Origin of the sequence: Campylobacter concisus (genome assembly GCF_003048675.2) — a bacterium.
Classification (GTDB): Bacteria; Campylobacterota; Campylobacteria; order Campylobacterales; family Campylobacteraceae; genus Campylobacter_A; species Campylobacter_A concisus_F.
In genome coordinates, this window is the sequence record NZ_CP060707.1 from 1,019,544 (window position 1) to 1,045,567 (window position 26,024).

Sequence of the window (26,024 nt, forward strand, 5' to 3'; positions counted from 1 at the left end):
TTGTTATCAAATTTTATTTATTTTGAAAAATTTATGTTTGAAATCTCCCACGCCAAAAGACGTGGGATAAAATTTACGCTATCTTGCTAGCGTCGATGATGTTTAGATCAAGACCTAGTTCTTCAACAGATAGACCAAGTGCAAGACCTACAAGCTGAGATAGGTGGATGATAGGCTTTCTAACATCTGAGTGGTTCTCATCTTGATATCTCTCTTGATAGATGTCAAGTTGCATTTGGCAAAGTGGGCACGGAGTTACAACTACGTCTGCACCATTTTGATCAGCGTTATTTACGATCTGGCTTGACATTTTTCTTACTGATTTTCCAGCTGGATAGCTAGCGTGGAAGCCGCAGCAGTCAAGTCTTTTCTCAAATGGTACGATAGTAGCGCCAAGTGCGCTTACGACGGTTTCAAAACTCTTTGGATTGACTGAACTTTCTCTATTGTGCAGATCTTTTTCAGGTCTTAGGCTGTGGCAGCCGTAAAATAGCGCTACTTTTAGGCCGCTAAGTGGTTTAACAACCTTTGCTTTTAGCGTATCGACATTTTGATAAAGCTCCCAAAGAAGGCTTGTGATCTCGGTTGAACCGTTATATTTCATATTGCCTTCAGCTAAAAAGGTATTTATACGATCTTTTGCGCCCTTATCAAGCGTGCTTTTAGCTCTTGTTAGAGTTAGCATACAAGTTGAGCATGTCGTAAGCATCGGCATATTCATCTGCTCTGCAAGCGCTATATTTCTAGCATTTGCCACAAGTGCTGCCATAGGATCGACGTCTTGTGCTTGTTGAGCACCACAGCAGCTCCAGCCCTTTATCTCGTGAAGCTTCCATCCAAGTACTGGAGCGATAGCCTCAAGCGACATCTTAGCCTCTTTAGCTGCTTGAGAGAGTACGCATCCTGGGAAAAAAGCGAATTCGTTTTGCATAGTTACTCCTTACTAGCAGCTTTGCGAGCCGCATTTATCATTTTTACTAGATCATCATGTCCTTCAATATCCTCTTCACCAAAAATATGAAGCGGATTCATCTTACCAGCAAGCATTAAATTTGCCGCGATATCCATTTTGCCCATATTTTTGATAACGCCTTCTGAACGAAGTGCAAGCTTAATTTCATTTAGTCTGCCTGAGCCATCAACCAGATCAGTTAAGAATGCCTCAGCGTGATCTGGCCCCATGCCCTCATTAAAGCCTTTTTGTATAGCCATGATACGAAGATCAGTTATGTCACCGCATGCGCTTATGCCCTTTGGACAGCGGTCAGCACACTCTTGGCACTTTACACACATCCAAAGTCCGTTGTCGATAGCTGGTTTTAGGTGTGGCATAGGATCTTTGCTACGTGAGTCAAAAGCGGCTCTATAAGCATGAACAAATACAAATGGCTGCATATAGTCGCTCGCATCTGCTTCAAGCTTATTACACTCGCTAGCACACGCACCACAAAGTATGCAGTCCCATTCAAGTGCAACTTTGTCGTACTCTTTTTGACTTTGCTTACAGCCTTTTGCAGCGCTAAATTCTGACTTAGCAGTGATGCTTGGTCTGATCTTGCGTAAATTTTCTATACTTGGCTCCCAATCGACCATAAGGTCTGAGATAACCTTGAAATTTCCAAGTGGTGAAATTCTAATAGTATCTGGGTTGCCAAACTCAGCCAAAAGCTCGTTCATCTTTGTATCGCAAGCTAGATATGAGTGACCATTTACTCTAACAGCGCACGCACCGCATATCGCTGAGCGACAAGATGCTGTGAAATTTAACGTCGCATCCTTTTTTTGTTTGATGTCAAAAAGCACTGTTAAAAGAGTTTTGCCTTTGATCTCTTCATTTGTTAGCTCATAAGTTGATTCATATTTTTTAGTTCCGTCAAAACGGTCGATAATAATTTTCATCCTAGCTCCTTACTCTGGCTTCTTGCCGTCAAGTGAAAATATGCCTGTCACAACGTCTTTGTAGCTAAGTTCAAGCTTGCCGTCTTTTAGTGTGACTATGCTGTGTTTTAAGAAATTTACATCATCTCTTTTTGGATAGTCCTCTCTTGTGTGAGCGCCACGGCTCTCAAGACGATTTTGCGCTGCAAGACATGCTGCACGAGAAAGAAGTATAAGGTTGCCAAGCTCGACATAGTCAGTAAATGCTGTGTTCATGACTGGGTTTTGATTTGGCACTTTAAGGGTGTCATATTTTGCTTGGATAGCTTCTAGGTTTTTAGAGAGTTGATCTAGTTTTGCACCAGTTCTAAAGATACCCATTAGATCCCAGTTGTTTTTACCAAGCTCTTCACGAAGTGCGTACATATCATTTACGCCACCCTCGCCTGTTGCTATGGCTTTAAATTTATCTTGCCACATTTTTGCTAGCTCAGAAGTTTTCTTGCCGCTTGCAAATTTTGCATTTTGAGCGTAAGCACCAGCACCTTTGCCAGCTAGATCGCCAGTTACAACTGCGTCAGTTAAGCTGTTACCACCAAGGCGGTTTGCACCGTGGATAGATACGCATGAGGCCTCGCCACCTACATAAATTCCAGGGATTTTTGTGCTCATATCATCAAATTTAGCTACCTCTATACCACCCATTGAGTAGTGAGCTGTTGGGCGGATAGGCACTGGTTGTTCGATAAGGTCGATGTCTTGAAAAAGCATAGCTGTGTGGCGAATTTTTGGAAGCTTTTTCATGATAGTATCTTTGCCAAGGTGACGAACATCGCAAAGTACATAAGCGCTCATACCCTCGCCAAAGCCTCTACCCTCGCGAATTTCTGTCTCGATCGCACGAGCGACGACGTCACGTGGAGCTAGCTCCATCTTTTCGTGATAGTTTTTCATAAAGCGCTCGCCCTTGTTGTTTAACAAGTATCCGCCCTCGCCACGAGCGGCTTCTGTGATTAGCGTGCCACCATTTTGAACGCCAGTTGGGTGAAACTGAAGCATCTCAGGGTCTTCAAAACCAAGACCTACTTTAAGCGCAGCAGCGATGCCATCGCCTGTTGCTATAAATGGAACTGATGTGCGGTTATAGAAAATTCTAGTGTATCCGCCAGTTGCAATGACTAGAGATTTGCAAAGAACTGGGTAAATTTGACCATCTTGAATGTTGCGAAGAACGACGCCTTCGACCTTGCCGTCCTCAAGACCGATCTCAAGTAGCTCGTGATCCATTAGAAATTTAACGCCAGCTGTGATAGCGTCGTCAAGACAGGCGTGCATCAAAACGTGACCGGTTTTATCAGCTGCGTAGTTACAGCGTTTTTTGCTAGCGCCACCCATGAAGCGAAATGCAACATCGCCATTATCTTTACGGGACACGTCGCCATTGTCTATACGAGAAAAGAGCATGCCGTTGTAATCTAGCTCGTGGATGACTGCGCCTGCTGCCTCGCAAAATTTCACAACTGCATCTTGATCAGCAAGATAAGCCGCACCTTTAACTGTGTCATACGCGTGAAGCTTGAAGCTGTCACCGTTACTAAAGTCAGTAACGCCGTTTATACCGCCCTCTGCCATACAAGTCGCGTTACGTGATGGCATCATCTTTGTAGCGACAACGACGGTTGAGTTTGGATATTGCTTGCGAACGGCTGTTGCTGCACGAAGTCCAGCACCGCCAGAGCCGATTATTAGCACATCAACAGATGGCAAGCCATTTTCATTGCCCTTTGGAAACTCGCCAGCAAAAACATTGGTCGCACCAGCTGTTGTGGCTAGCGCACCTACGCTGATACAGGCGCTTTGTAGAAATTCTCTTCTGGTAAATTTTTCACTCATTGATAACTTCCTATTTTTTTAATAAGTTTATTAGCGTTAAGACGCACCGCAAGTTTATTTCTTAATATTTTTAAAAATAAGTAGATTAATTAAAAATTAATGATGTAACTTTACATAAAATTTACTTAAAAAGAAACATAAGAATTTATTTTTAGGTTGTATAGTGAGATTTGATAGCTAAAATCATTTGGCAAAAAGACCATTTTATCGTATTTGTGGCTACTACTTATAAATTTTATTATTTTGATAAAAGATAAAAAAATAATATTATCTCGCAATATATTAATGAAAATAGATAAAAATGTTATAAAAATAGCCAATTTTACGTATCTTTTGAGGATATTTCTTAAAACTAAATAAATAATTAAAAACTAATAAATTTAAATGAGATAAAAATCGTATGATTATCAAAAATCATATAAATTTGTAAATTTTTGATAGCTAGAAAGTAAAATGATAGATAGCACCATAGTGTCTGACTGAAATAATAAAACTTAAATTTATATCAAATATCTCAATATCATCAAGTGACGGATACCAGACATCGCTAAAAAATTTAGATAGATCATCAAAATGCAAAATATCAATGCTCTCAAATTTATTAAAATTTATGCAAATTTCATTTGGCGTGGCGATGTTAAGCTTTCCAAAAACAGCCTTGAGATCAAAATTTTCTTCGTCCGCATTAAAGCCATCAAGCCTGCTAAATTTATCTATCTTAAAAAACTCATCTACATCATCTAGGCTAAATTTATGAAGTAAATTCTCTCTTATCTTTAAGCACTCATCGTATGGCAAGCTCCTAATAATAGGCATCTTAAAGCCATATTCTTTGCGGAAATTTTCTAGTTTTATCTGATCCATATTGTGAGGTTTTGGCTAAATCAAATTTAGCCAAAAAATTTATTTCAAAAGCTCTTTTGCATATTTTAGACCTAGCTCGTAAGCTTTAGCATTTGCCTCTTTGACCTTAGCTGGCACGCTTGCTAGCATCTCTTCGCGCACTAAATTTTCATCCATGCAGCCACTCATCGCCACAGCCACACCAAGAGCCACGACGCTTTGAGTGATGACGTTTCCGACTTCGTCTTTTGCGATAGAGATGATAGGAATTTCATAAATTTTCCAGCGCTTTTTATCTTCATCGCTTACTTTTACCAAATTTGGCTCAATAACGATCGCGCCGCCCTCTTTCACGCCATTTTTAAAGGCATCGTAGCTTATCTGCGCAGTGGCAAGCATGAAATCTATCTCGCCATCGTTTGCATAAGGATATAAAATTTCTTTCTCATCAAGTATGATATCGACCTTCGTTGGACCCCCACGCACCTGAGATGTGTAGGTAGAGGCCTTGACGCCGTATCCGCCCGCCTTTATCTTAGCAGCTGAGAGGATCTCGCCTGCTAGTATGACGCCCTGTCCGCCAACGCCGACAAATCTTAGCTGTGACTTCATGCTAGCTCCTCAAAATTTATCGCCTCGCCGCTCATAGCAGCCTTTCTTACCATGTCGTAAGCCTTGGTGTATTCGATCTTTTCTTCATCTTTATGAAGCACACCAAGTGGGAAAATGCCATTTTTCTCCTCGTCGCTTAGCATGTCAAATTTGACCTTGCTCGTCGTGCGACCCTTTATCCACTCTAAATTTTTCACCGCCTCACCCATTTTGTTCTTGCGGCCTAAATTTATGTGGCAGTTTGAAAATACATCAAAAAAGCTGTATCCATCGTGGCTAAAGCCCTCTACAAAGAGCTTTGTGAGCTTCTCAGGCTCGATGACGCTACCACGTGCGACAAAGCTAGCGCCTGCGGCGGTTGCGAGCTTACAGGCGTCAAAGCTAGGATCGATATTGCCATACTGTGCCGTGACCGTCCACATGCCCTTTGGCGTTGTTGGGCTGGTTTGCGAGTTTGTTAGTGCGTAGATGAAGTTGTTTATTAAGATGTGATTTAGCCCGATATTTCGGCGGCATCCGTGTATCGTGTGGTTGCCTCCGATCGCCAGTCCGTCGCCATCGCCAGTTACTACGATGACATGCTTGTCTGGGTTTGCCATCTTTACGCCAGTGGCGTAGGCTATGGCTCTGCCGTGCGTCGTGTGAATGGTGTTGCAGTCTAGATATCCGCTAAAGCGGCCAGAGCAGCCTATGCCTGAGACCACGCAAACGTCGTTCATGTCCCAGCCCATCGTGTCGATAGCGCGGATGAGCGCCTTTAGTATGACGCCGTCGCCACAGCCCCAGCACCAAAGAGTAGGCATTTTATCTGTTCGTAAATATTTATCATAATTAAAAGCCATAAATTTCTCCTATCTTCGCCTCGATCTCGCTTGGGCTTATCGGTCTGCCGTTTGCTTTTAGCAGTTTTGCAAAGTCATCTCTTAAGATGATCTTTGAAATTTCGCCGCTATACTGACCTAAATTTAGCTCGCAGACTAAAATTTTATTAAATTTATTTGATATCTCTTTTAGTTTTTTAGCTGGAGCTGGAAAGAGTGTGAGTGGCTTAAATAGCCCTACTTTTAGCCCTTTTTCACGTAAATTTAAGATCGCTTGCTTGGCTGAAAGAGCGACACTTCCAAAGGCGATGATACAAATTTCAGCATCATTTAGCATAAACTCTTCAAATTTCTCGCACTCGTCAGTGTGTAAATTTATCTTATCAAACAGCCTATTCATCGAGTTTTCAACGATCTTGCCATCTTCTGTTGGAAAACCAGTAGCACCGTGATGAAGCCCTGTTATATGGTAGTGGTAGCCTTTAAAGAAAGGATTTAGCGTGGCTGGCTCGTCGTGGGCTGCCTCGTAAGGCTTATACTCTTTTGGCTCGCCGCTAAACTCTTTTCTTTTATAAATTTCAAGCTCGCTAATCTCTGGCAGGCGCACTCTAGCTTGCATGTGACCTATCGTCTCATCAAGCAGCAGCATAATCGGCGTCATAAACCTAGCTGCGAGGTTAAAGGCACGCACCGTCTGCGTGTAGCACTCCTCTAGGCTGCTTGGCGCAAGGACGATCATATTTACATCGCCGTGAGTTGGGTTTTTAGCCTGCAAGATATCGCCTTGTGCGACTCTGGTTGGCAGGCCAGTTGAAGGGCCGCCACGCATGACGTTTACGATGACAAGCGGTATCTCAGCGATAAAGCCAAGCCCTATTTGCTCAGCCTTTAGTGAAATTCCTGGACCAGAGCTAGCAGTCATCGCTTTAGCGCCACTCGCACTTGCGCCAAGAGCTACTGAAATTCCAGCTATCTCATCTTCCATTTGTATAAATGTGCCGCCATGTTTTGGCAAAAGCACGCTTAGCTCGTGGGCGATCTCGCTGCTTGGAGTGATAGGATATCCGCCAAAGAAGTTACAGCCACACTCGACCGCAGCCCTTGCTACTAGGGCATTTCCAGTTGATACTACCTCTCTCATGCGCTCTCTCCAAGCTTGGCAAATTTATTTGCCTTTACAGCCGCAGCTCGCTCTTTGCTCTCAGGCGTTAGCTTTGCAAATTTAAAGCCTTTATCAGCCACATAGATGGCAAAATCAGGACAGTGAAGCTCGCAGTCACGGCATCCTATGCATGAGTCAGCATAGACCACTTCTATCATCTTGCCAAGCACCGCCTTTGGCTCAAGCCTCATACCTAGCACGCCTGCTGGGCAGTAGCTCACGCAGACATCACAGGCCTTACACCTGCTCTCATCGACCCAAACTGGGACATTTTCTTTTACGATCATATATCTTCCTACTCTAAGTTTTCTTTTAAAAATTTGATATTTTTTCTAATTTCAGCTTCACTTTTGTTTAGTTGCTCTTGCTCGTCTTCGTCTAAATTTAGCTCTAAAATTTCTTTTAAGCCATCACGTCCGAGCCTTACTAGCCTGCCACAGCTTAGCTCATCATCGATTAGCACGCTAGCGCTTATTATCTCATCACTCTTACCAACGATCATCTCGCACATCTTCACAGCTGCAGCCGCTGGTGCGTAGTAAGCCGAAGTGCCAAGCAGTTTAACGATCTTTGCGCCGCCAGTGCTTGTCTCTTTTTTAAGGATTGCTAGCTCATTTTCATTTAAATTTTCACTGATATTGCTGGCTGATACGATCATCTCGTCATTGTGAGCGCCGACGATCTTTGCTCTTAGCTTACTGGCGTCCTTATCTTTTAAAAGCGCTAGCTCATATCTGCACCTTGCGCTATCTAGCTCACCAGCCATGCCGATCACTTTGTTTTTGCTAAAACCGCTAAATTTATGTGCCGTCCAGACCATCACGTCGAGCGGATTTGTGACTACGATTATCACTGCATTTGGTGCAAATTTAGCGATATTTTGCGCAGTTTGTTTTACGACAACGGCGTTTTTAAGTAGCAGATCTTCTCTGGTTTGACCCTCTTTTCTTGGGCTTCCAGCAGTGACTATGACGATGTCACTGCCTTCAATTAGCACAAAATCATCGCCACCACAAACGCTAGTTTTTGCGTTAAAGACGCAGCTTGACTGCGCTAGATCGATCGCTTTTGCGCGCGCCACGTCTCCAAAGATATCTACAAGCGCTATCTCATCGCAAAGCTCTCTCATACAAAGCGCATAAGCTATGCTAGCACCGACGTTTCCAGCTCCAACTACACTTATTTTCATCTCTTATCCTATTATTTGATTTAAAATTTCACTTGGTCTCATGACCTCATTAGCTCTTGCTTCATCTAGCAGGTAGTATCCGCCAAATTCCACGCTTGCACCATCTTTTTCTCTGATCTGCTTTAAAATTTCACTCTCATTTTTTTCTAGCTCTTGGGCTAAATTTTCAAAAATTTTGCTTAAAACCCCGCCACTTTTTGCCATCTCTCTCGCCCAAAAAAGTGCCAGATAAAAGTGCGACTCTCTGGTATCAAGAGTGGCATTTGGCGTTTTGTTTTCGTCCAAATAGCTAGCAACAGCTCTATTTAGCGCATCACTTAGCTCTTTTGCCTCTTTTTTTTGCCTAAAAAATGCTAGATGTTCAAGCGATGCACTAAGTGCCAAAAACTCACCCAAGCTATCCCAAAGCAGGTGATTTTTCTCCTTTAGCTCTTTTACAAGTGTTGGAGCCGTTCCACCAGCACCAGTCTCAAACATCGCTCCACCAGCAAGTAGTGGCACAACTGAGAGCATTTTTGAGCTGCCACCTAGCTCAAATATCGGGAAAAGATCGGTTAGATAGTCTCTTAAAACGTTGCCAGTGACGCCTATGACGTCTTTGCCAGCTCTTATTGCTTCAAGTGATTTTTTAGTTGCTTGCTCGTAGTTTAAAATTTCAAATTTCACGCCAGCACTAGTAAATTTATCTCTAAATTTTTCAAATTTAGCTATCAAATTTCTATCATGAGCGCGGCTACTATCTAGCCAAAATATAAGCTCATCTTTTGAAATTTCGCCTCTTTTTAAAGCAAGCTCAAACCACGCATTTATCGCATCTTCTTTAGCCTGCGTCATCCGAAAAATGTCGCCACTTTTAACGCTAAATTTAAAGATGTTCTCGCCAGCTTCGTTGCAAACAACAAATTCTCCGTCCTCTTTTGCGATGAAAGTCTTATCGTGGCTGCCGTACTCCTCGGCCTTTTTAGCCATAAGCCCCACATTTGCCACGCTGCCAATGTTGCTCACATCAAGCGCGCCATGCTCCTTAAAGTCCGCCACGCAGGCCTCATAAACCCTAGCGTAGGTCCTATCTGGGATCATGCAAAGTGAGAAATTTAGCTCGCCGTCCTTATCTTTTACCTTGCCAGAGTTTCTAATGAGCGCAGGCACTGAGGCGTCGATGATGACGTCATTTGGCACGTCAAAGTTGCTGGCACTTTCATTTAGTGCCCAAATTTTTGCCTTTTTGCTCAAAATTTCATCAAATTTAGCCAAAATTTCATCTTTATTTTTAAGCTGAGAAATTTTAGAAAACATATCTTTTAAGCCATTTTTTGCCTCAACGCCGTGAGTTTTAAACTCTTCACCAAATAGCTCAAAAACCTCTTTAAAATAGCTCTTTATCGCGTGAGCAAAGATGACTGGGTCGCTAACCTTCATCATCGTGCATTTTAGATGCAAACTCAAGGTCAAATTCTCTTTTTTTGCCTCGTCAAAACAGCTTTCATAAAATTTATTCAGTTCATCTGCGCTTAAAAAGGTAGCATCTACGATCTCGCCGCTTTGAACATTAAGCTCTTTTAAAAGCTCTTTTTTGCCATCTAAACTTATGAAATTTATATAAAATTTCTCATCTTTGCTAGCGATGATTGAGCGCTCATTTTCATAAAAATCGCCCTTTTTCATGTAGCAAATTTTAGTTTTATTTGCCTTGTCCCAGTTGCCGTTGCTATGAGGATGTTTTTTGGCAAATTCTTTAACCGGCGGCAAAACTCTTCTATCTGAGTTTCCTTGTCTTAGCACTGGATTAACAGCGCTACCAAGCACTTTTGCATATTTTTTAGCGATCTCTTCGTCGTAGTCTGTGATGATCTCGTCTGGGTAAAATGGCACGTTTATGCCCTTGCTTCTTAGCTCCTCAATAGCTGCTTTTAGCTGAACAAGCGTGGCTGAGATGTTTGGCAGTTTTATGATATTTGCCTCTTTGTGCGCGGTTAGCTCACCCAAAAGCTCTAGCTCATCGGCCTTGTTTAGCCCAAGCTCTTTGCTAAAAAGAGATAAAATTCGCCCTGCTAGGCTTATATCAGCCCTAGTTATACTAATGCCAGCGCGTGATAAAAAGCTCTTAACGATAGGAAAGAGAGAGTAGCTTGCAAATAGCGGTGCTTCGTCGGTTTTAGTCCAGATAATGTCACTCATTTTAGCCCTTTTGATTTTTTGAAATTTATCACGTTTTTTATTAAAGCTAGTTGTATTTTAGCCCTATTTTGCGATATTTTGATTGTGCTCGCTTAATGTTTTTGAAAAAATGTGTTTTTTCGCCTTTTTATCAAGCACAAAGTATAGATAATCGCTCTTTGCAGGGTTTATCGCCGCTTTTATCGCACTTATAGAGACGCAGCAGACTGGACTTGGCGGTATGCCGTCGTTTAGATATGTGTTAAACTCGCTCATGTCGCTTCTTATGCGCTCAGCCGTGATCACATCGTGCGAGTAGATGCCATAGTTTAGCGTGCCGTCCATCTGCAGCCTCATGCCCTTATCTAAGCGGTTATAGATGACTGAAGCGACAAGTGGCATCTCAGCGTCGTTTGCGGCCTCTTTTTGGATGATTGAAGCGATGGTTAAAATTTTAAACCACTTTTTCTCGTTGTATTCGCCAAAAATTTTTCTGCTGATCTCGCTTTGCGCCTTTTTAGATGAATTTACGAGGTAATATGCCAGATGTCTTTCGCTGATGCCAACTGGGATCTTATAAGTATTTGGCATCAAAAAGCCGTCGCTAACTGGCGCAAGGGCGTTATACTCGCTATTTAGTTTAGCTCCGTCAAGTCCTAGCTGGGCTGCTATCTGGTTTAAAAAAACGATCGTAGTTTCGCCAGGGATGAGCGTGATCTCGGTCATCGCTGCCTTTGCCTTGGCAAGTTTTTTTAAAAAATCAATCCTTGAAATTTTATCTTTGCCTATCTCGATCCAGCCAGACTGAGGCGAGCCGATAAAGCGCATGGCGTATTTGTCGATCGCACTTAAGTTAAAGTTGCGATTAGCTAAATAAGATATAATTTCGCCCACACTTCCCTTTGGCACAAAGACGACCTTGCTCGTGTTTATGGGGCGTGCCAAATAAACAAATACACTTAGGACAACGATGAGTACGATATCAAAGAAAATATCCAGATACGGCTTTTTTATAAAATTTTTTATCATTTTGATTCTTTCGCTTCTTTTGCTTTTAAAATACGGCATAAAAATTAACGATTTCGAGCTTTACGGCGTAAAATTGGAGCAATTATATATAAAGTTAGATAAAAAAATAATTGTAAGAGCAAAGCAGATCAAGCTACCTAAATTTAAACAAAACGCAGAGCAAAAAGCCAGCGACAAGCAGCTTTTAAACCTTAGTCAAGGCGTTGATTATCTTGAGACCTTTTTTCAAGAAATTTCGCTTGAGAGCGTGCAAATCGGCGATGATTTTAAGATCAAAATTTTATTTTTAGACGATATATTTTTCGTTGATAGCCCTTATCTAAACATCGATATCAAATTTCAAAACGAGCAACAAAATGGCGTAGACCGCTTCATAGTAAGAAATTTAAGCCTTAAAGATTTTAATGTAAGCATTAGCGGCGAGGGCAGTGCAAATTTTGACAAGGATGATTATAAATTTGATGGAAATTTCACCTCGCACGAGCTAAATGGCAAGCTTAGCTTTGCCTTAAAAGATACGCTTTTAACCTACAAAGCCTATGACGTAAATGCTGGCAGCATAAAGGACTTCATCGCTGAGCTTGATAGCCGCATACACCTAAACAGCGAGGTTAAAAACTGGATATATGGCTACATCGTGGCCGATGACTATCACCTAAATGAGATAAACGGCAAGGTCGATCTAGCTAAAAACGACTTTTATCTAAACGACCTAAATGCGACTGCAAATGCCAAAAATTTACTTGTTAAATTTGATAAAGGCTTACCAGCCATAAATGTAGCTGAGGCAAACATCACGCTTAATAACTCAACGCTTAAATTTGACCTTACAGCTCCCATTTATAAGGGCAAAAAGCTTGATGGTTCAAATGTCGCGATAAATAATATCTTTGATGAAAAGAGCGCAAATTTAGAGCTATTTATAAAGACAAATTCTATTTACGATGAGGCGATAAATGATATATTAAGAGCTTATAAGATCATCGTGCCAGTTAAGCAGTTAAGCGGCAAAATGGACGCTAGCCTAAAAATTTTGATAAAGCTTGATGAGAAGAGCTTAGAAAATTTTGATGAAAAAAGCGTTATCGCAAATGGCGATTTTAAGATAAGTGATGCGGTTTTAGATATCGCTGGGAGTAAATTTAACGCTAAAAGCGCCCTTGTAAAGCTCATAAATACTTCTGTGCTAAACATCGATGCAAGCGGCTTTGGGCTTGATTTTTTCAGAGCAAATGCAAAAGTAGATATAAATTTACAAAAAAGCACCGGCGAGATAAAAGGCGTCATAGAAAGCTTTGATCTAAAAGAGAAAAATGATGAAATTTTAGCCTTTAAAAATGAGCCATTTACTGCACTTCTTGACTTTAGTAAGCCAGATAAGACCACGCTTAGCATTGAGCCTTTTGGGATAAATTTAAGCTTTGGCGATGAGAGCGTGATAGCTACGAAAAATAGCAACTTCATCATGCAAAACTCCCCACTTTTAAAGCAAAATGGCATGCTTGGCTTTGATGATGTGAGCATAAAGAGCAAGGACTTTACTAATCTTGAAATTTTGGCAAAAGGGCTTAAATTTGACATGCCGTTTTTGGATAAAAATGGCTCAAAATATGATAGTGACGACTTTTTGATCACGGTCTCAAAGGCTGGCGTAAAAGTGCAAAGTGCGAGCAAAAAACTCTCTTTAAATATCACCGAAAAAGGTATAGAAGCTAAGAGCAACGACCTAAATTTGTTAGTGCTTGATGATAACAGCACAAAAGAGCAAAGCACGCCACTTGAGCTTTTTGCAAAAAATGGCGACATCATTTTGCAAGACCTTAACAAAACCTTGCCATTTACCAGCTTTAGCGCCGAGAAAAAAGGCAAAAGCACCTCGCTAAATGGACTAGCAAAGCAAGGCAGAGTTGGATATTTTAGCGATGAGAAAAGCATAAATTTAGACGCAACTGATATAAGTGGCGAGTTTATAAATGGTCTTTTAGGCACCAAGAGCTTTGAGGGCGGTAAATTTCGCCTAAAAATGCTTGGAGAGAGCTCGAAAAATTTCAAGGCTGAGGTCAGATTTTTTGGCACGTATCTAAAAGACTACATCTTTTATCAAAGGCTTTTAAGCTTTTTAAACTCGGTGCCATCGCTTCTTAGCTTTAAAACGCCTGACTTTAACGACAAGGGTTTTACTGTTAAAAACGGCAAAATTTTACTTACAAGAAAGGGCGACGTGATCGAGTTTTTAGCGATTGAGATGATAGGCACGAGCGCAGATATCGGCGGACGCGGCACGATCGATCTAAAGAGCAAAAAGATAAACATCGACCTTGAGCTAAAGATACTAAAAGACGCAAGCGGCATCATCGACAAGATCCCACTTATCAACCAAATCATCCTTGGCAAAGACCGCTCGCTCTCAACCGTCATCGCTATACGTGGCACGACTGAAAAGCCAGAGTATTCGACGCAGATCTTGCAAGATGCCCTGCTCTCGCCACTAAAGATAATAAGAAACGTCCTGCAAGCTCCGTTTTTGATATTTGAGTAAAGTATTACGCAAAAATATTGCTTAGTATAAACTTTTGCGAATTTTACGGCGGAGCTTATTATCCGCCACTCATTCTAAGTATCTTGCCAGATACTCATCAAAACAAAACAACGCATCATTAATAAAATATTCTAACATTTGCGGGTCAATGCCTACTAAAGTTTTACCAACACGAGTTGAAATTCTCGGCGTTTGATCGTCATTTAGCTTATAAAGATTTTCAAAATGAAATGCTCGGTTTCGAATTTTAACAGCAAGGTCATATAAAATCTTTACTTTTTGATAGTTTAAAAGTTTATTTTTGCGGTTAAATTTAGAATACTTTTTAAAATCAAGCTTATCAAGATTGACGATATCATTGTGGATTTTGGCTTCATCGATGATTTTTGCCCAAAATCCAAAAGTTTGCTTTGAGACAAAGAGATCATCTAGCTTGAAGTAGCCGCCAAAAGAGCTTAAAATATCTACCTTGTTATTATCCACTAAAGCCTTAAAAGATAAATTTCTAGTGGCAATTTCTAAAATACTAAGCTTTTAAGCCAGCCTGTACTAGCAAAATTTCTTTTATGCTCTTGCTCGTTTTTGTAACTACTTGGGCATGTGGCTGAAATTTTAATGTTACCCATAAAAAATCAATAAATTCATAAAATTTTACGCATTATAATACGTAAAATTTTACTTCATCTCAAGGCGCATGAGATACATATCCTCGCCGTCAGTCACCTTTAAATTTTGGCTTTTGCACTTTGGGCAGGTGAAGTCATTTTCACTAAGCTCCCCGCCAAATCCACAATCCAAACACTCTACGACAATGCCTTGTAAATTTATGACAAGCTCGGCGTTTTCGCAGATCGTGCCAGCCTTATAAACATCAAAGGCGCTCTCCAGATAGTGTGGCTCCACTCCGCTTAAGCGGCCAACTTTTATCTCGATCTTACTTATCTCTTTGGAGTTTTCTTTGGCAGCATTTTTCTCGCAAAGGCTGACTAAATTTTGAACGATACTAAGCTCGTGCATTAGCAGATCCTTGGTAGTAGCTCGCCCTTTGGCGGCTCGAGAAATCTTCTTGATTTATAGGCGTTTTCGATGATGACACGCTCGTTTTTAGCCTCCAATACTTCGCCTATTATCATCGCGTTTTTATCAAATTCTCTTAAAATTTTAAGTGCCTTTTCAGCCTGGCTCTCATCGACAGCCATCACAAAAGTGCCCTCATTTGCAAGCTCGTAAGGCTCAAAACCAAATAGCTCGCAAACGCCCATCACTTCGTCTGCGACCTTGATATTTTCTTCAAAGACCAAGATGTCAAATTTGCTAAATTTAGCCCACTCATTTAGCACCGCACTTAGTCCGCCTCTTGTCGCATCACGCATGCACTGCGGCTTTATGCCAGAGCTAAGTAACTTTAAGACAACCTCTTTTAGGCTCTTGCAGTCACTTTTTAGATCAAGCCCAAGCTCAAATTCCTCTCTTGCTGCTAGCACCACGCCGCCGTGTCTGCCAACATCTCCAGAGATTAAGATTTTAGCCCCTACTTTTAAATTTTTAAGCTCCACGCCTTCGCAAACTATCTCGCCGATGCCTGCTGTGTTTATGAAAATTTTATCGCATTTGCCCTTTGGCACGACCTTGGTATCGCCACAAACTACGCTCACACCGCTATCTTTGCATGTTTTTGCAAGCGAGCCAAGCACCTTTTCGAGCTCTTCTATGCTAAGCCCCTCTTCGATGATGAGCGAGCAGCTTAGGTATTTTGCGCTTGCTCCAACCATCGCAAGGTCGTTTATCGTGCCACAAGCTGCGATCTTGCCGATGTCACCGCCATTAAAAAAAATGGGAGTTACCACAAAGCTATCGGAGCTAAATGCGATCTTGCCGTTTAAATTTAATATCGCTGAGTCGTTGCTCTGCCTTAAAATTTCATTATCAAAAATTTTAAATATCGTCTCGTTTATAAGCGAGTTCATCTCCTCGCCGCCACCGCCGTGGCTTAGCATTATCTTTTTCATTAAATTCCTTAACCAACTCTTGCGTATTTAAAATATGCCGCACAAGCGCCCTCGCTTGAAACCATGCACGATCCTAACGGGTTTTGCGGGTTGCAGACCTTGCCAAAGACCTTACAATCAGTCGGCTTTGCCAGTCCTCTTAAAATTTGCCCGCAAATGCAAGCCTTGCTCTCGCCAGCGCTCTCTACGCTGCAGTCAAACTGCACTCTAGCATCAAGATAGGCAAACTCGTCTCTTAGTTTCATGCCGCTTTGTGCTATCTCGCCAAGGCCTCTCCAGACAAAGTCGCACGGCTCAAAGTACTTAGCTATGAGCTCTTTTGCTCTTAAGTTGCCCTCTTCTTTGACCGCCCTTGCGTACTCGTTATAGACTTCATAGGTGCCTGCGTTTTGCTGACGGACTAAATTTAGCACACTTGCCATGATGTCAAGCGGCTCAAAACCGCTAATGGCGATCGGTCTTTTAAACTCATCTGCTAGTTCTTTGTAAATTTTACTTCCAGTGATGACGCTCACGTGGCTTGGTCCCAAAAATGCATCTATCCTTACATTTTCATCGCTCATTATAGCTCTAACTGGAGCTGGGACGGTTACGTGATTTATATGAAAATATAAATTTTTAATGCCCTCTTGCACCACTTTTTCAACTAAATTTGCACTCATCGGCGTCGTCGTCTCAAAACCAATGGCAAAAAATATGACTTTTTTGTCTGGATTTTGCTTAGCGATATTTAGCGCATCAAGTGGCGTGTAAAGTGCCCTTATGTCGTGTCCCTCGCCGCGAAGCTTTTGCAAGCTTGTCTTTGAGCCAGGCACTCTTAGCATGTCAGCTAGCGTGCAAAAGATCACATTATCCATGCTAGCAAGCTTACAGGCCTCATCTATGCGGCTCTTTGGCATCACGCAGACCGGACAGCCTGGGCCGTGGACGAAATTTATATGCTCTCCAACCAAGCTTGGCAGTGCAAATTTCATAATACTGTGCGTGTGGCCACCGCAAATTTCCATGATATTTAGCGGTTTTACGCTCTCTTTTTGTATCAGTTTTGAAAGGGCTAGGATTAAATTTTTATCGCGAAAGTCATTGATAAGATCCATCAAATTTTCCCCGCATCCATATCCTCAGCGATCTTTTTATAGACCTCCAAGCTCTCCAGCGCAAACTGCGTATCGATCTTTTGCATCGCGTATCCAACGTGGATTAGCACGTATTCGCCAACTTTCACCTCTTCAGAGATGAGATCTAGGCTTACCTTTCTAGTAACGCCCAGAGTCTCAACGGTAGCAACGTTGTTTTCGTCTATTTCTATTACTTTTGAAGGGATCGAGAGGCACATTATCTTAGCTCTTTTTTAAATTCCAAATAACTTATCCACTTATCGATGCCCTCGCCTGTTTTGCTATCTACTACAAAGATATCAACCTTTGGATTTAGCTTTCTAGCGTCGTTTTTCACTCGTTCGATATCAAAGTCAAAGTGCGGCGCAAGCGAAGCTTTTGTGATCAAAAGCACGTCAGCAGCCCTAAACATCACTGGATATTTGCTAACCTTGTCATCGCCCTCTGGTACTGAAAGAAGCACAGCGTTAAAGTGCGAGCCAACGTCGTAGCTTGCAGGGCAGACTAAATTTCCAACATTTTCTATAAAGACTAGATCAAGCTCGTTCAGTGGCAGATGATGAAGCCCCTCATGCACCATAAAAGCGTCTAAATGGCAGGTCTGACCTGTGCTTATCTGATGAGCTTTTGCGCCAGCTTTTACTATGCGGTCGGCATCTTGATTGGTCTCTAAATCGCCCTCGACAACACCTATTTTAAATTTGCCAGCCTTTATCGTAGCTTCTAAAAGCGTAGTCTTGCCAGCGCCGGGACTACTCATCAAATTTACACAAAGTATCTTTTTCTCATCAAGATGCGCTCTGTTGTGAGCGGCCTCTTTGTCGTTTTCAGATAGAATTTTCTCTATCACGTCTATGGTTTTGCTCTCGTTTAGCACAGGGTGTGCGTGAGCCTCGTGGCTATGCTCGTGTGCGTCATGAGCGTGGTCTATATGCCCATCGTGGGTGTGTGGGTGTGAGTGAGTAGTGCCATCAGCGTGAGTGTGGGCGTGGGCGTGATTACCCATTGAACAACCGCAGTCTTTACACATTTTTTTATCCTTTTTTATTAATTTCCAGAGATTTTAACGCTTAAATTTAAAAATAAAATTAAAATTTAAGGGCATTTTATGCAAATGAGATAAATTAACCCATTTTTTAATCATCCTTTAAATTTACCTTTGATCTTGCAAACGAATGTTTTTATCTAGCTCTTCAAGGCTCTCGTTATCATCTGTGTAGCTATTTTCATCAAAATTTTCATCGCTATTTCTTTTTTTGCCATTTGGCGTGATGATGAGATCTTTTAGCCTTGCCCTACCATCATCCATCACCATCAAAACAGCAACAGCATCCACATCTTGATCCATCATCTCTCGCTCGGTTTGCTGAGCCTTTTTAGTTGGCATATAAAACTCTTCGATGCCGTATTTTACAAATGAATATCCATCAAATTTACCAGCTAGAAAAAGCACATCTTTTGGCTTAGTAAAGCTAAATTTATCAAAAGCGTAAGTGGCATTAGCATCTTGCTTCAAAACGGCGTAAATTTCATCATTTTTTGAGAAATTTCTATCATATATATATATCTCAGCGCCAGTTTTTTCATCAAATTTAGACTGCTGCAGATTTGAAAAATCATAGCTCAAGCTCACGTAGTTTCCACGAAAGAGATCCCTTGGATCGTAAAGATTTACCCTCACTTTTATCTCTTTTCCAAGATAAAGTGGCATGAGTGCGTATGCGAGCATCGCAATTATTAGTAAAATTTGAAAAATTATGGCTAGTATTAGTGATCTTATCTTCATTTTTTGCCTCCTTTTTTAGCAGCAACTGCGAGCACGACGAAGGCAAAGATGATAAATAGCGCCGTAGCCCCTAAATAATCGCCTATTAGCTCAAAGTATCTAACCACCGCAACTAAGAATATCATGCATAGTCCAAGTGCAAGCTCACCATTTTTGATAAGCACGGCTGCAACGATGATGTTTGCTAGCGAGAAGAATATATTTGCATATCCCACACCCAGACTAAAGACAAATGGCAACGCAAAGAGTATCAAGCCAAGAAACAAGCCACTTTTGTTTTTCTCTTTGAAAAATAGCGCAATGCTAGCGATGCTAAATACGGCAAAAACCTTGCCAAAGCTACTATAAAAAAATGCTTTTGCAAACCAAAATTTATCTTCTTCTAGCTCGTAGATATCGCCATTTGCATAAGCTATCAGGCAAACGATTAAGATAACGATGCCAAGATACTTGCCAAAGCCTTTTACAAGGTGTGCTAGCCTATCTCTAAAGCTAGCTAATGTGCTAAAGAGCGCGACAAGTAAAAGCGCGTATGAGAGCGATAAAGTAGCAGCCATCGGCGCTCTAAACATAAGATCATAGCCATAAAATTCGTTAAACCCACTGATCCTAGCGCAAAGTGAAACGATGTAGAAAAATATATCCGCTAAAAGCACAATCGCAAGAAATACTGAGTCGTTTTTATAAAGCGTGTAGGCACCAAGGGCTATAAAGACGATAAATTCATAAGCAAACTCGCCGCCCATGCCCTTTAAAATAAACCAGATCGTAGCAAAAACGAGGCTTTGAGCCACTAGCAAGGCCTTTTTGCTAGCAAAAGAGAGCACAAACGCTCCAATGCTCCAGAGCAAAACTCCGCCACTTGGCTCGTCGCTAATATTATAAATTTGAGCGATAAGCGCTATGGCTGCGCCGTAGCAGAAATTTCCCAAAAAGAGCGTAGCCGTGCCAAGCTTATCTTTGCCTTTTTTGAGATAATAAACTCCTCCAAAATTTAAAAGAGCAAGCACTCCAAAGATGATGACAAGGCGCCCCATCCTTGGTATCTCCTCCCAGTAGGCTCCAACTAGGGTAAAAAATGCCAGCGCGAAAAAGAGATAAGCAACCAACTTTAAGATAAAGCTAGTCTTTTCGCTATGAGCGTTTAGATCTATTTCATATAAATTTGCTATCTTTAAAGCGGTGGCCTTATCGACCACATCCTCTTTTTGCCAGCGATCTAGCTCTTTGGCCAGAAAATTTCTATTGTAAAAATTCATCTTTCATTCTCTTTAAATGACATTTTTTGTGGCTAATGATAGCATACAAGCGCCAAAAATGCCAGAATAAAATGAAGCAAAAAAGAGAGAAACTTAAAAAGCCAAAAAAGAACTTGGGCGGGCTTTTGCAAATTTAGCTTTAGCCAAAGCCCAAGCAAAAAACAAACGGTCATCAAACTATTTTTACCAAAAAGATACATGGCATGCGCAAAAAAATGCAGCAAAACCCTGCTATAAATTTGCAAAAATGGATCACAAAAACTGCTAAAAAACTAACAAAAAGACAAAATAAGACAAGCTCCGCAGCCAAGAGCACTGCTAGCTATTTATAAAAATCCTAAATTAACAGCCAAAAAAGCTTTTAGCTTAAAATTTAGGCACAGCAGCCTTTGTAAGTTTAGAAAACTTAACACCCTTTAAGCCAGCAATCCTGTCAGCAAAGCGCTCTATCTTCTCCGCTTCGCCCCTTATAGAGATTGTTTCTAAGCAGTTGTGGTGATCGACATGGACGTGATTTGTGCAGATGATCTTCACATCAGAGTCATGCTCGATATCCATTTTTTTATTCACCAAATCGTTGTGATGATGCACATAAATGAGCGTCAAAACCCCAATCAACTCCTCGTTAGCGTCCTTCCAGCTGTCGCTTACGATCTTTTCACGGATCAAATCCCTTGTAAATTCACTCCTAGAAGCGTAGCCTTGTTCGCTAACTTTTCTATCCAGTTCGTCTAGTAATTGACTAGGCAAAGAAACACTAAAACGTATAACACTATCCATTTTTTGCTCCTTTCTCGTTTGATTACCGTTTAAAATAATTATACATCACTTATTAGAAAATGTGGATAAATAATAATAAATTTGCCCTAAATTTACGTTAGAATCGTTACTGCAGAATTTCTTATTGATATGAAATTTCAAATTTGCTTCAGTAAATTTTTTGTAAATAAGCTCAAGCAAAGTCTTATTTTGAAAAACTCCACCGCTTAGCAAAATCTCTTTTTTCTCATTTTTAGAAATTTCAAAAATAATATCAGCCATGCCATTTATAAATGCCGTTGCAGCCACTCTTGGCTCATCTTTTAAAGCACTTTTAAAGGCCTCTTTAAAGCCGATAACTCCGTCATTTAGGCTAAATTTGTAACACGCATCTAAATTTTTATCATAAAGCGCCTCAAGCCTCATGCCGCTTTCGCCCTCAAAACTAGAGTGAGATATGCCACATATTATCGCACCAAATGCGTCAAATATCCTACCAACCGAGCTAGTTTTTACTAAATTTAGCCCCTTTTGCTCCATTATCTTGAAATTTCGAAGCACCTTTTCATCAAAATTTACTAAAAATTTACGCCCCTCGTCCTCAAGCTCATACTTCAAAATAATAGAATAAGCGATGAGATAGATATTTTTTATGCTATTTTCGCCGCCAAATAAGCTAAATTCATCAAAGTGATAAACTCTTTTGTAGCTTTTTTTATCTAGCCTAAAAACCTCGCCACCCCAAATTTTGCCATCCTCTGCATATCCAGTACCGTCAAAGCAAAAACCAAGATACTCTTTGTCTGCTAGCTCATTTTCAAAGATGACACTTAGCAAATGCGCGTAGTGATGCTGCAGATGAACTAGCTCAAAGCCCTGATCTTTCGCCCATTTTGTATTTAAAAAATTTGGATGCAGATCGGCTATGACCTTGTCTATTTTTAGATCATAAGTCGTTTCAAAAAGGGTGAAAATGTCCTTAAACCTATCAAAAGTCGCCACGTTTTTTAGGTCACCGATATATGGGCTGATCATCAAAAGTCCGTCTTTGTAGATACAAAATGAGCTCTTTAGCTCCGCTCCAAGGGCCAAAAACGTCCCTTTTTGCTTGAAATTTGTATGGATGAAATTTGGATTTAGCCCACGGCTTGTCCTTGTAAAAATCACTTCATCGCCAACGCAAAATGCGATACTATCGTCACTTGGTGAGTAAATTTCTCGGTCGTGATCAAGGTAAAAGTCTATAACTTCACCTAGTTTCTCTCTTAGCTCGCTCTCGTCCTTTATCACAACCTCGCCTGAGATATTTGCGCTAGTTGCGATGATGTCATGCTCTAAATAATCAAATAGCAAAAGATGTATGCCGCTAAATGCGAGCATAACGCCAAGCTTATTTAAATTTGGAGCGACACTTTTTGCGATATTTGAGCCGTTTTTTGCCTCTAGTAGGACGATCGGCTTTAAATTTGAGCTAAGAAGCCTGGCCTCCGCCTCTGAAATTTGTGCTATTTTTCTAGCGTTTTGTAAATTTTTACTCATCAGAGCAAAGGGCTTGCTTGGGCGGTGTTTTCTAGCTCTTAGCTCGCAAACTGCGTCTTCATTTGTCGCGTCGCAAACCAGATGAAAGCCACCAAGCCCCTTAATGGCTAAAATTTTGCCCTCGTTTATGAGCCTAGCCGCCTCTTTGGCTGCTTCATTTTTACTAGCCAAGACTTTGCCAAATTTATCTTTTAGATAGAGTTTTGGCCCGCAGTTTGGGCAAGAGATCGGCTCTGCGTGGTAGCGGCGATTAAGCGGGTCTTTGTACTCGCTCTCACAAAACTCGCACATCTTAAACTCGCTCATCGTCGTATTTACCCTGTCATAGGGCAATGCTTTGATGATGGAAAATCTCGGCCCGCAGTTGGTGCAGTTTATAAATGGGTATTTGTAGCGTGGATTTGTGGGGTCATAAAACTCACGCAAGCAGTCATCGCAAAGTGCGTAATCAGGCAAGATAGGCGCTTGTTTGGTGGCTGATTTTGAGGCGATGATCTCAAGCTTTTCATAAATTTGATCTATCTTAATCTTCTTTAGCTCATCGATCCTAGCAAGGGCTGGTAGCTTCTCATAAAGCTCTTTTTCAAAAGCCAAAAAGCTGGCCTCTTCGCCGCTAAAATTTAGCTTCACTCCCTCATCATCGTTGTAAATTTCACCAACTAGCTTAAATTTGTCCGCTAAAGTATAGACAAAGGGTCTAAAACCAACGCCTTGAACTAAGCCTTTGATCTCATATCTAAAGCTTGATCTCAACGCCAAATCCGGGGTCAAAATTTGTTTTTATATTTGGGTTTAGGTGCTTTTTTATCAAGTTACTAACTACCTTATTATAAAATAAATCCCCGCTTAAAGTAACATTTTTGATGTTAAATTTATCTCGTTTTTCATAGCTAAAATCGCTCAAAAAATGCGCCAAAGACTCGGTGCAACCAAAGCTGATATTCTTCTCTCCAGCGCCAGCAAGGATAAATGAAATGATACTTTTTACAAACTTAACCCCGTCTAAACCAAAGTCATCTTTCATTTTATAATCGATCCTAACGCCCTTTTGACCGCTAAAATCGCTTGCCATAAGGAGTAAATTCTCCCCTGCTTTTTTAAACTCATCACTTAAGCCAAGCAAGCGTCCAGCTATGCAAAATAGCGAGAAAAAGCTAGCGTTTGAGCTCAATTTACCGCTTGGCAGGGCGCGCTCTTTACTAAAGTTTTCAAGTAGTCTTTCGCCGCTCTCATCAGCTCTTATGAGCTCATAAATTTCTTCAAAGCTGCTAAATTTTGGCAAAAATAGAAGCTGTGTTTTACTTGATTTTGAAAGCAGACAAATTTCATCATCGCTAAATTTGCTAAATTTAAGCCCCAAAGCCACTTCGCCCAAACTCTCAAGCTCAAATTCCTCATCTTTTGTATAAAAAAATGGGCTTAAAAGTGCGCTACTTTCAAGCAAAATTAGCCTTGAAAGGGCGCTATTTTGCTCCTTTACAGTAACGCTTAAAAAGCTAAAGTCCTCTTTGTTTAGCTGCTCGCAAAGGGCGTAAAGAAAAAGATCATTTGGCGCCATTACGTCAAAAAATAGCGGTGCGCTCTCGTGGTTTTGCCTATAAATGGCTGTCGTCTTTAGTGCCAAAAGTGGCTTTTCAAAGCTAGCAAGCGCGATCTGCACCCTATCATCGGCTATGAAAATTTTTGGTAGCTGTTTTAAATTTACAGGCATCAAGAAATTTGCATCAAATTTCACCCCAAGAGAAATATCATATAAATTTTCATCTTGCTCTACGCAAATGCCCTTGCCGTTTTTTAATAAATTTAGGCAGGTTTTTAGCTTTTCATTAAAATTTTCAAGCGTTATCTCGCCATCAAATTTACTCCAAGCAAGCACGCCATTTTCATTTAAGATAGCCTTGCCGTTAGCCAAAAATGCCGCCGCTTGAGACGGGCTAAGCGTACCAAATTTTATCTTTTTAATCTCATCTGCCTCGTCAAGCTCATCTGCCACATCAACCTCACTATGCTTTATAAAAAGGCTATAAGGCAAAATGGCGCTTGCTCTGTCTGCTAGGGCGCTAAGCTCCCCATTTGAGCCACTTACTTTTAGGCAAATTTGATCATTTTTACAGCTTATAGAGTGCTTAAGCTCCCCAGCTAATGAGCGTAAAAATGGCGCCAAAAATGCTGGGTCTTTAAAGCAGTCAAATTTAAAAGCAAGTATCATTTTAAACCTTTTTTGGCGTAGTCATCGAGGGTGTCATTTAAGGTGAAATTTGCTACCTTTTCACACTTAAAATCAAGTTCTTTTAAGTGATCAAGTAGCGTTTTTTCTAGGATGTTAGAAGCTTTTATCACTTCATCTGAGAGGCTAAAATTTGATGACTCTATGCGGCTAGGCACGATGCCTAAAATTTTGGTTGTCGGTCTATCGCCTGCAAGCTCCATTAGATGAAGGGTTTGAAGCATCTCGATCTCGTGAGCCGAGCCGTCCCAGCTGATAAAATTTGGCACGTTTAGAAAATCAAAAAAATAAACATCGCCCACGCTTGCGCCATTTGCGCTAATGCAATCAACGACGATAAGATAGTCAAATTCGCTTATTATATGAGTTAGAGCGAGGGCTAAAGTGCCCCCGTCCATTAGAGTAAGCTCGTTTTTAGAGCTTGTAAATTTATAGTTTTTGGCCATCAAATTTACAAAATGAACACCTATGCCCTCATCAGCAAACATAACGTTGCCGATGCCAAGAACTAGCACTCTCATCAATGTTCTTTTACAAATTTATAGCCACTAACGATGGCGTCCATCGCTCCATTTTTGCCTTTAACGGCGTTAAATATCGCCATATAAACGTGAATTGGCACAAATATAATGATGATCCACATGCAAATTCTATGTATCGTTCTAACATTTGCTAGTCCGCCCATAAGCTCTTCAAAGTATCTCGCTGGCTCATAGATCGCTCCGCCAAGCCCCTCGTGATAAACGTGAGCGTAAAGGATAAGGCCAGTTAGGCAGATGAGCGCTAAGATGACGTAAAAGAAGAAGTATGAGGCAAACTGCAATGGGTTATAAACGCCCCTTAAATGCGGGTGCGGTCCCATAAAGATGTAGTATTTTATCTGCGCTATCCAAACTTTTGGACTTAAAAAGTCAAGCACGCTCATCCACTCTTTTTTGCTGTGTTTATCAAAGACAAATAGATAGAATTTAAAGATAAATACCGCTATTAGCACAAAGCCAGCGACCTGGTGCGCCAAACGCCACTTTGCTTGCATGAAATTTGTAGGCTCGCTTGTGATCTCTGGACTCATAAAGACATAAGAGATGTAGTAGCCGCTCACAACCAAAAGCGTGATAGCTATAAATCTAATCCAGTGTGTCAGCCTAACGCCGATGGAGAATTCGTATTCGCTGATCCTGTCAGGATTTTTATGTGACATCTT

General features: G+C 41.1%; 25 protein-coding genes. 1 reads left to right on the forward strand and 24 read right to left on the reverse strand.

Going from position 1 to position 26,024, the window contains the following annotated elements; genetic code table 11:
• Positions 1-73 precede the first annotated feature (73 nt).
• From sdhE to mltG, 11 genes are all read right to left on the reverse strand, one after another.
• Entirely contained in the window at positions 74-931 is an 858-nt protein-coding gene (sdhE, locus tag CVT00_RS05090) for an 8-methylmenaquinol:fumarate reductase membrane anchor subunit (protein ID WP_103558032.1), read from the reverse strand.
• Positions 932-933: 2 nt separating this feature from the next.
• Positions 934-1,899, reverse strand: coding sequence for an 8-methylmenaquinol:fumarate reductase iron-sulfur subunit (gene sdhB / locus CVT00_RS05095; RefSeq protein ID WP_107915307.1), 966 nt, complete (start codon positions 1,897-1,899; stop codon positions 934-936).
• Between the two features lie 9 nt (positions 1,900-1,908).
• Positions 1,909-3,771, reverse strand: a complete 1,863-nt coding sequence (gene sdhA, locus CVT00_RS05100) for an 8-methylmenaquinol:fumarate reductase flavoprotein subunit (RefSeq protein ID WP_107915309.1) — start codon at positions 3,769-3,771, stop codon at positions 1,909-1,911.
• Positions 3,772-4,212: 441 nt separating this feature from the next.
• On the reverse strand, positions 4,213-4,587 hold the full coding sequence (locus tag CVT00_RS05105; protein WP_230853721.1) for a heat-shock protein: 375 nt from the start codon (positions 4,585-4,587) through the stop codon (positions 4,213-4,215).
• Positions 4,588-4,674: 87 nt separating this feature from the next.
• Positions 4,675-5,226 carry a 2-oxoacid:acceptor oxidoreductase family protein gene (locus tag CVT00_RS05110; RefSeq protein WP_103558488.1) on the reverse strand — a complete coding sequence of 184 codons (552 nt, stop codon included), beginning with the start codon at positions 5,224-5,226 and terminating at the stop codon, positions 4,675-4,677.
• On the reverse strand, positions 5,223-6,068 hold the full coding sequence (locus CVT00_RS05115) for a 2-oxoglutarate ferredoxin oxidoreductase subunit beta (RefSeq protein WP_103558487.1): 846 nt from the start codon (positions 6,066-6,068) through the stop codon (positions 5,223-5,225). The genes CVT00_RS05110 and CVT00_RS05115 overlap by 4 nt, the downstream gene beginning before the upstream one ends.
• Positions 6,058-7,188, reverse strand: a complete 1,131-nt coding sequence (locus CVT00_RS05120) for a 2-oxoglutarate synthase subunit alpha (RefSeq protein WP_103558486.1) — start codon at positions 7,186-7,188, stop codon at positions 6,058-6,060. The genes CVT00_RS05115 and CVT00_RS05120 overlap by 11 nt, the downstream gene beginning before the upstream one ends.
• Entirely contained in the window at positions 7,185-7,496 is a 312-nt protein-coding gene (locus CVT00_RS05125) for a 4Fe-4S dicluster domain-containing protein (RefSeq protein WP_009293870.1), read from the reverse strand. Before CVT00_RS05125 ends, CVT00_RS05120 begins: the two co-directional genes overlap by 4 nt.
• An 8-nt stretch (positions 7,497-7,504) precedes the next feature.
• Entirely contained in the window at positions 7,505-8,398 is an 894-nt protein-coding gene (locus CVT00_RS05130) for a lactate/malate family dehydrogenase (RefSeq protein WP_103558485.1), read from the reverse strand.
• 3 nt (positions 8,399-8,401) lie between these two features.
• The gene (locus CVT00_RS05135; protein ID WP_103558484.1) at positions 8,402-10,576 is read right to left on the reverse strand and encodes an NADP-dependent isocitrate dehydrogenase; all 2,175 of its coding nucleotides are present in this window, start codon (positions 10,574-10,576) and stop codon (positions 8,402-8,404) included.
• Positions 10,577-10,639: 63 nt separating this feature from the next.
• Positions 10,640-11,584, reverse strand: coding sequence for an endolytic transglycosylase MltG (gene mltG / locus CVT00_RS05140; RefSeq protein WP_103558483.1), 945 nt, complete (start codon positions 11,582-11,584; stop codon positions 10,640-10,642).
• A gap of 73 nt (positions 11,585-11,657) precedes the next feature.
• Between mltG and CVT00_RS05145 the strand changes: the two genes are divergently transcribed.
• A complete protein-coding gene (locus CVT00_RS05145; RefSeq protein ID WP_103558490.1) occupies positions 11,658-14,123 on the forward strand; it encodes an AsmA-like C-terminal domain-containing protein in 2,466 nt (821 codons plus the stop codon).
• Positions 14,124-14,192: 69 nt separating this feature from the next.
• Here the strand turns inward: CVT00_RS05145 and CVT00_RS05150 are convergent, their stop codons facing one another.
• The 13 genes from CVT00_RS05150 to cybH all read right to left on the reverse strand — a co-directional run bounded on the left by CVT00_RS05150 (position 14,193) and on the right by cybH (position 26,021).
• A complete protein-coding gene (locus CVT00_RS05150) occupies positions 14,193-14,606 on the reverse strand; it encodes a hypothetical protein (protein WP_012001810.1) in 414 nt (137 codons plus the stop codon).
• Between the two features lie 192 nt (positions 14,607-14,798).
• Positions 14,799-15,140, reverse strand: a complete 342-nt coding sequence (gene hypA, locus CVT00_RS05155) for a hydrogenase maturation nickel metallochaperone HypA (protein WP_012001811.1) — start codon at positions 15,138-15,140, stop codon at positions 14,799-14,801.
• A complete protein-coding gene (gene hypE / locus CVT00_RS05160; RefSeq protein WP_103558482.1) occupies positions 15,140-16,132 on the reverse strand; it encodes a hydrogenase expression/formation protein HypE in 993 nt (330 codons plus the stop codon). Before hypE ends, hypA begins: the two co-directional genes overlap by 1 nt.
• A gap of 8 nt (positions 16,133-16,140) precedes the next feature.
• A complete protein-coding gene (gene hypD / locus CVT00_RS05165; protein WP_103558481.1) occupies positions 16,141-17,229 on the reverse strand; it encodes a hydrogenase formation protein HypD in 1,089 nt (362 codons plus the stop codon).
• The gene (locus tag CVT00_RS05170) at positions 17,229-17,468 is read right to left on the reverse strand and encodes a HypC/HybG/HupF family hydrogenase formation chaperone (protein ID WP_103558480.1); all 240 of its coding nucleotides are present in this window, start codon (positions 17,466-17,468) and stop codon (positions 17,229-17,231) included. Before CVT00_RS05170 ends, hypD begins: the two co-directional genes overlap by 1 nt.
• Entirely contained in the window at positions 17,468-18,280 is an 813-nt protein-coding gene (gene hypB / locus CVT00_RS05175) for a hydrogenase nickel incorporation protein HypB (protein ID WP_107915683.1), read from the reverse strand. Before hypB ends, CVT00_RS05170 begins: the two co-directional genes overlap by 1 nt.
• A gap of 123 nt (positions 18,281-18,403) precedes the next feature.
• Positions 18,404-19,036, reverse strand: a complete 633-nt coding sequence (locus tag CVT00_RS05180; RefSeq protein ID WP_107915685.1) for a GDYXXLXY domain-containing protein — start codon at positions 19,034-19,036, stop codon at positions 18,404-18,406.
• Positions 19,033-20,295 (reverse strand): DUF2157 domain-containing protein, encoded by a 1,263-nt coding sequence (locus CVT00_RS05185; RefSeq protein WP_107915686.1) that lies wholly within the window; start codon positions 20,293-20,295, stop codon positions 19,033-19,035. Before CVT00_RS05185 ends, CVT00_RS05180 begins: the two co-directional genes overlap by 4 nt.
• Positions 20,296-20,661: 366 nt before the next feature.
• Positions 20,662-21,075 (reverse strand): nickel-responsive transcriptional regulator NikR, encoded by a 414-nt coding sequence (gene nikR / locus CVT00_RS05190; RefSeq protein ID WP_107849568.1) that lies wholly within the window; start codon positions 21,073-21,075, stop codon positions 20,662-20,664.
• Positions 21,076-21,120: 45 nt separating this feature from the next.
• Complete coding sequence (gene hypF / locus CVT00_RS05195; protein ID WP_107915688.1) at positions 21,121-23,346, reverse strand: carbamoyltransferase HypF; 2,226 nt, start codon at positions 23,344-23,346, stop codon at positions 21,121-21,123.
• Complete coding sequence (locus CVT00_RS05200) at positions 23,330-24,802, reverse strand: hypothetical protein (RefSeq protein WP_107915690.1); 1,473 nt, start codon at positions 24,800-24,802, stop codon at positions 23,330-23,332. Before CVT00_RS05200 ends, hypF begins: the two co-directional genes overlap by 17 nt.
• The gene (locus CVT00_RS05205) at positions 24,799-25,341 is read right to left on the reverse strand and encodes a HyaD/HybD family hydrogenase maturation endopeptidase (RefSeq protein ID WP_012001820.1); all 543 of its coding nucleotides are present in this window, start codon (positions 25,339-25,341) and stop codon (positions 24,799-24,801) included. The genes CVT00_RS05200 and CVT00_RS05205 overlap by 4 nt, the downstream gene beginning before the upstream one ends.
• On the reverse strand, positions 25,341-26,021 hold the full coding sequence (gene cybH / locus CVT00_RS05210; RefSeq protein WP_107915692.1) for a Ni/Fe-hydrogenase, b-type cytochrome subunit: 681 nt from the start codon (positions 26,019-26,021) through the stop codon (positions 25,341-25,343). The genes CVT00_RS05205 and cybH overlap by 1 nt, the downstream gene beginning before the upstream one ends.
• Between the last annotated feature and the right edge of the window lie 3 nt (positions 26,022-26,024).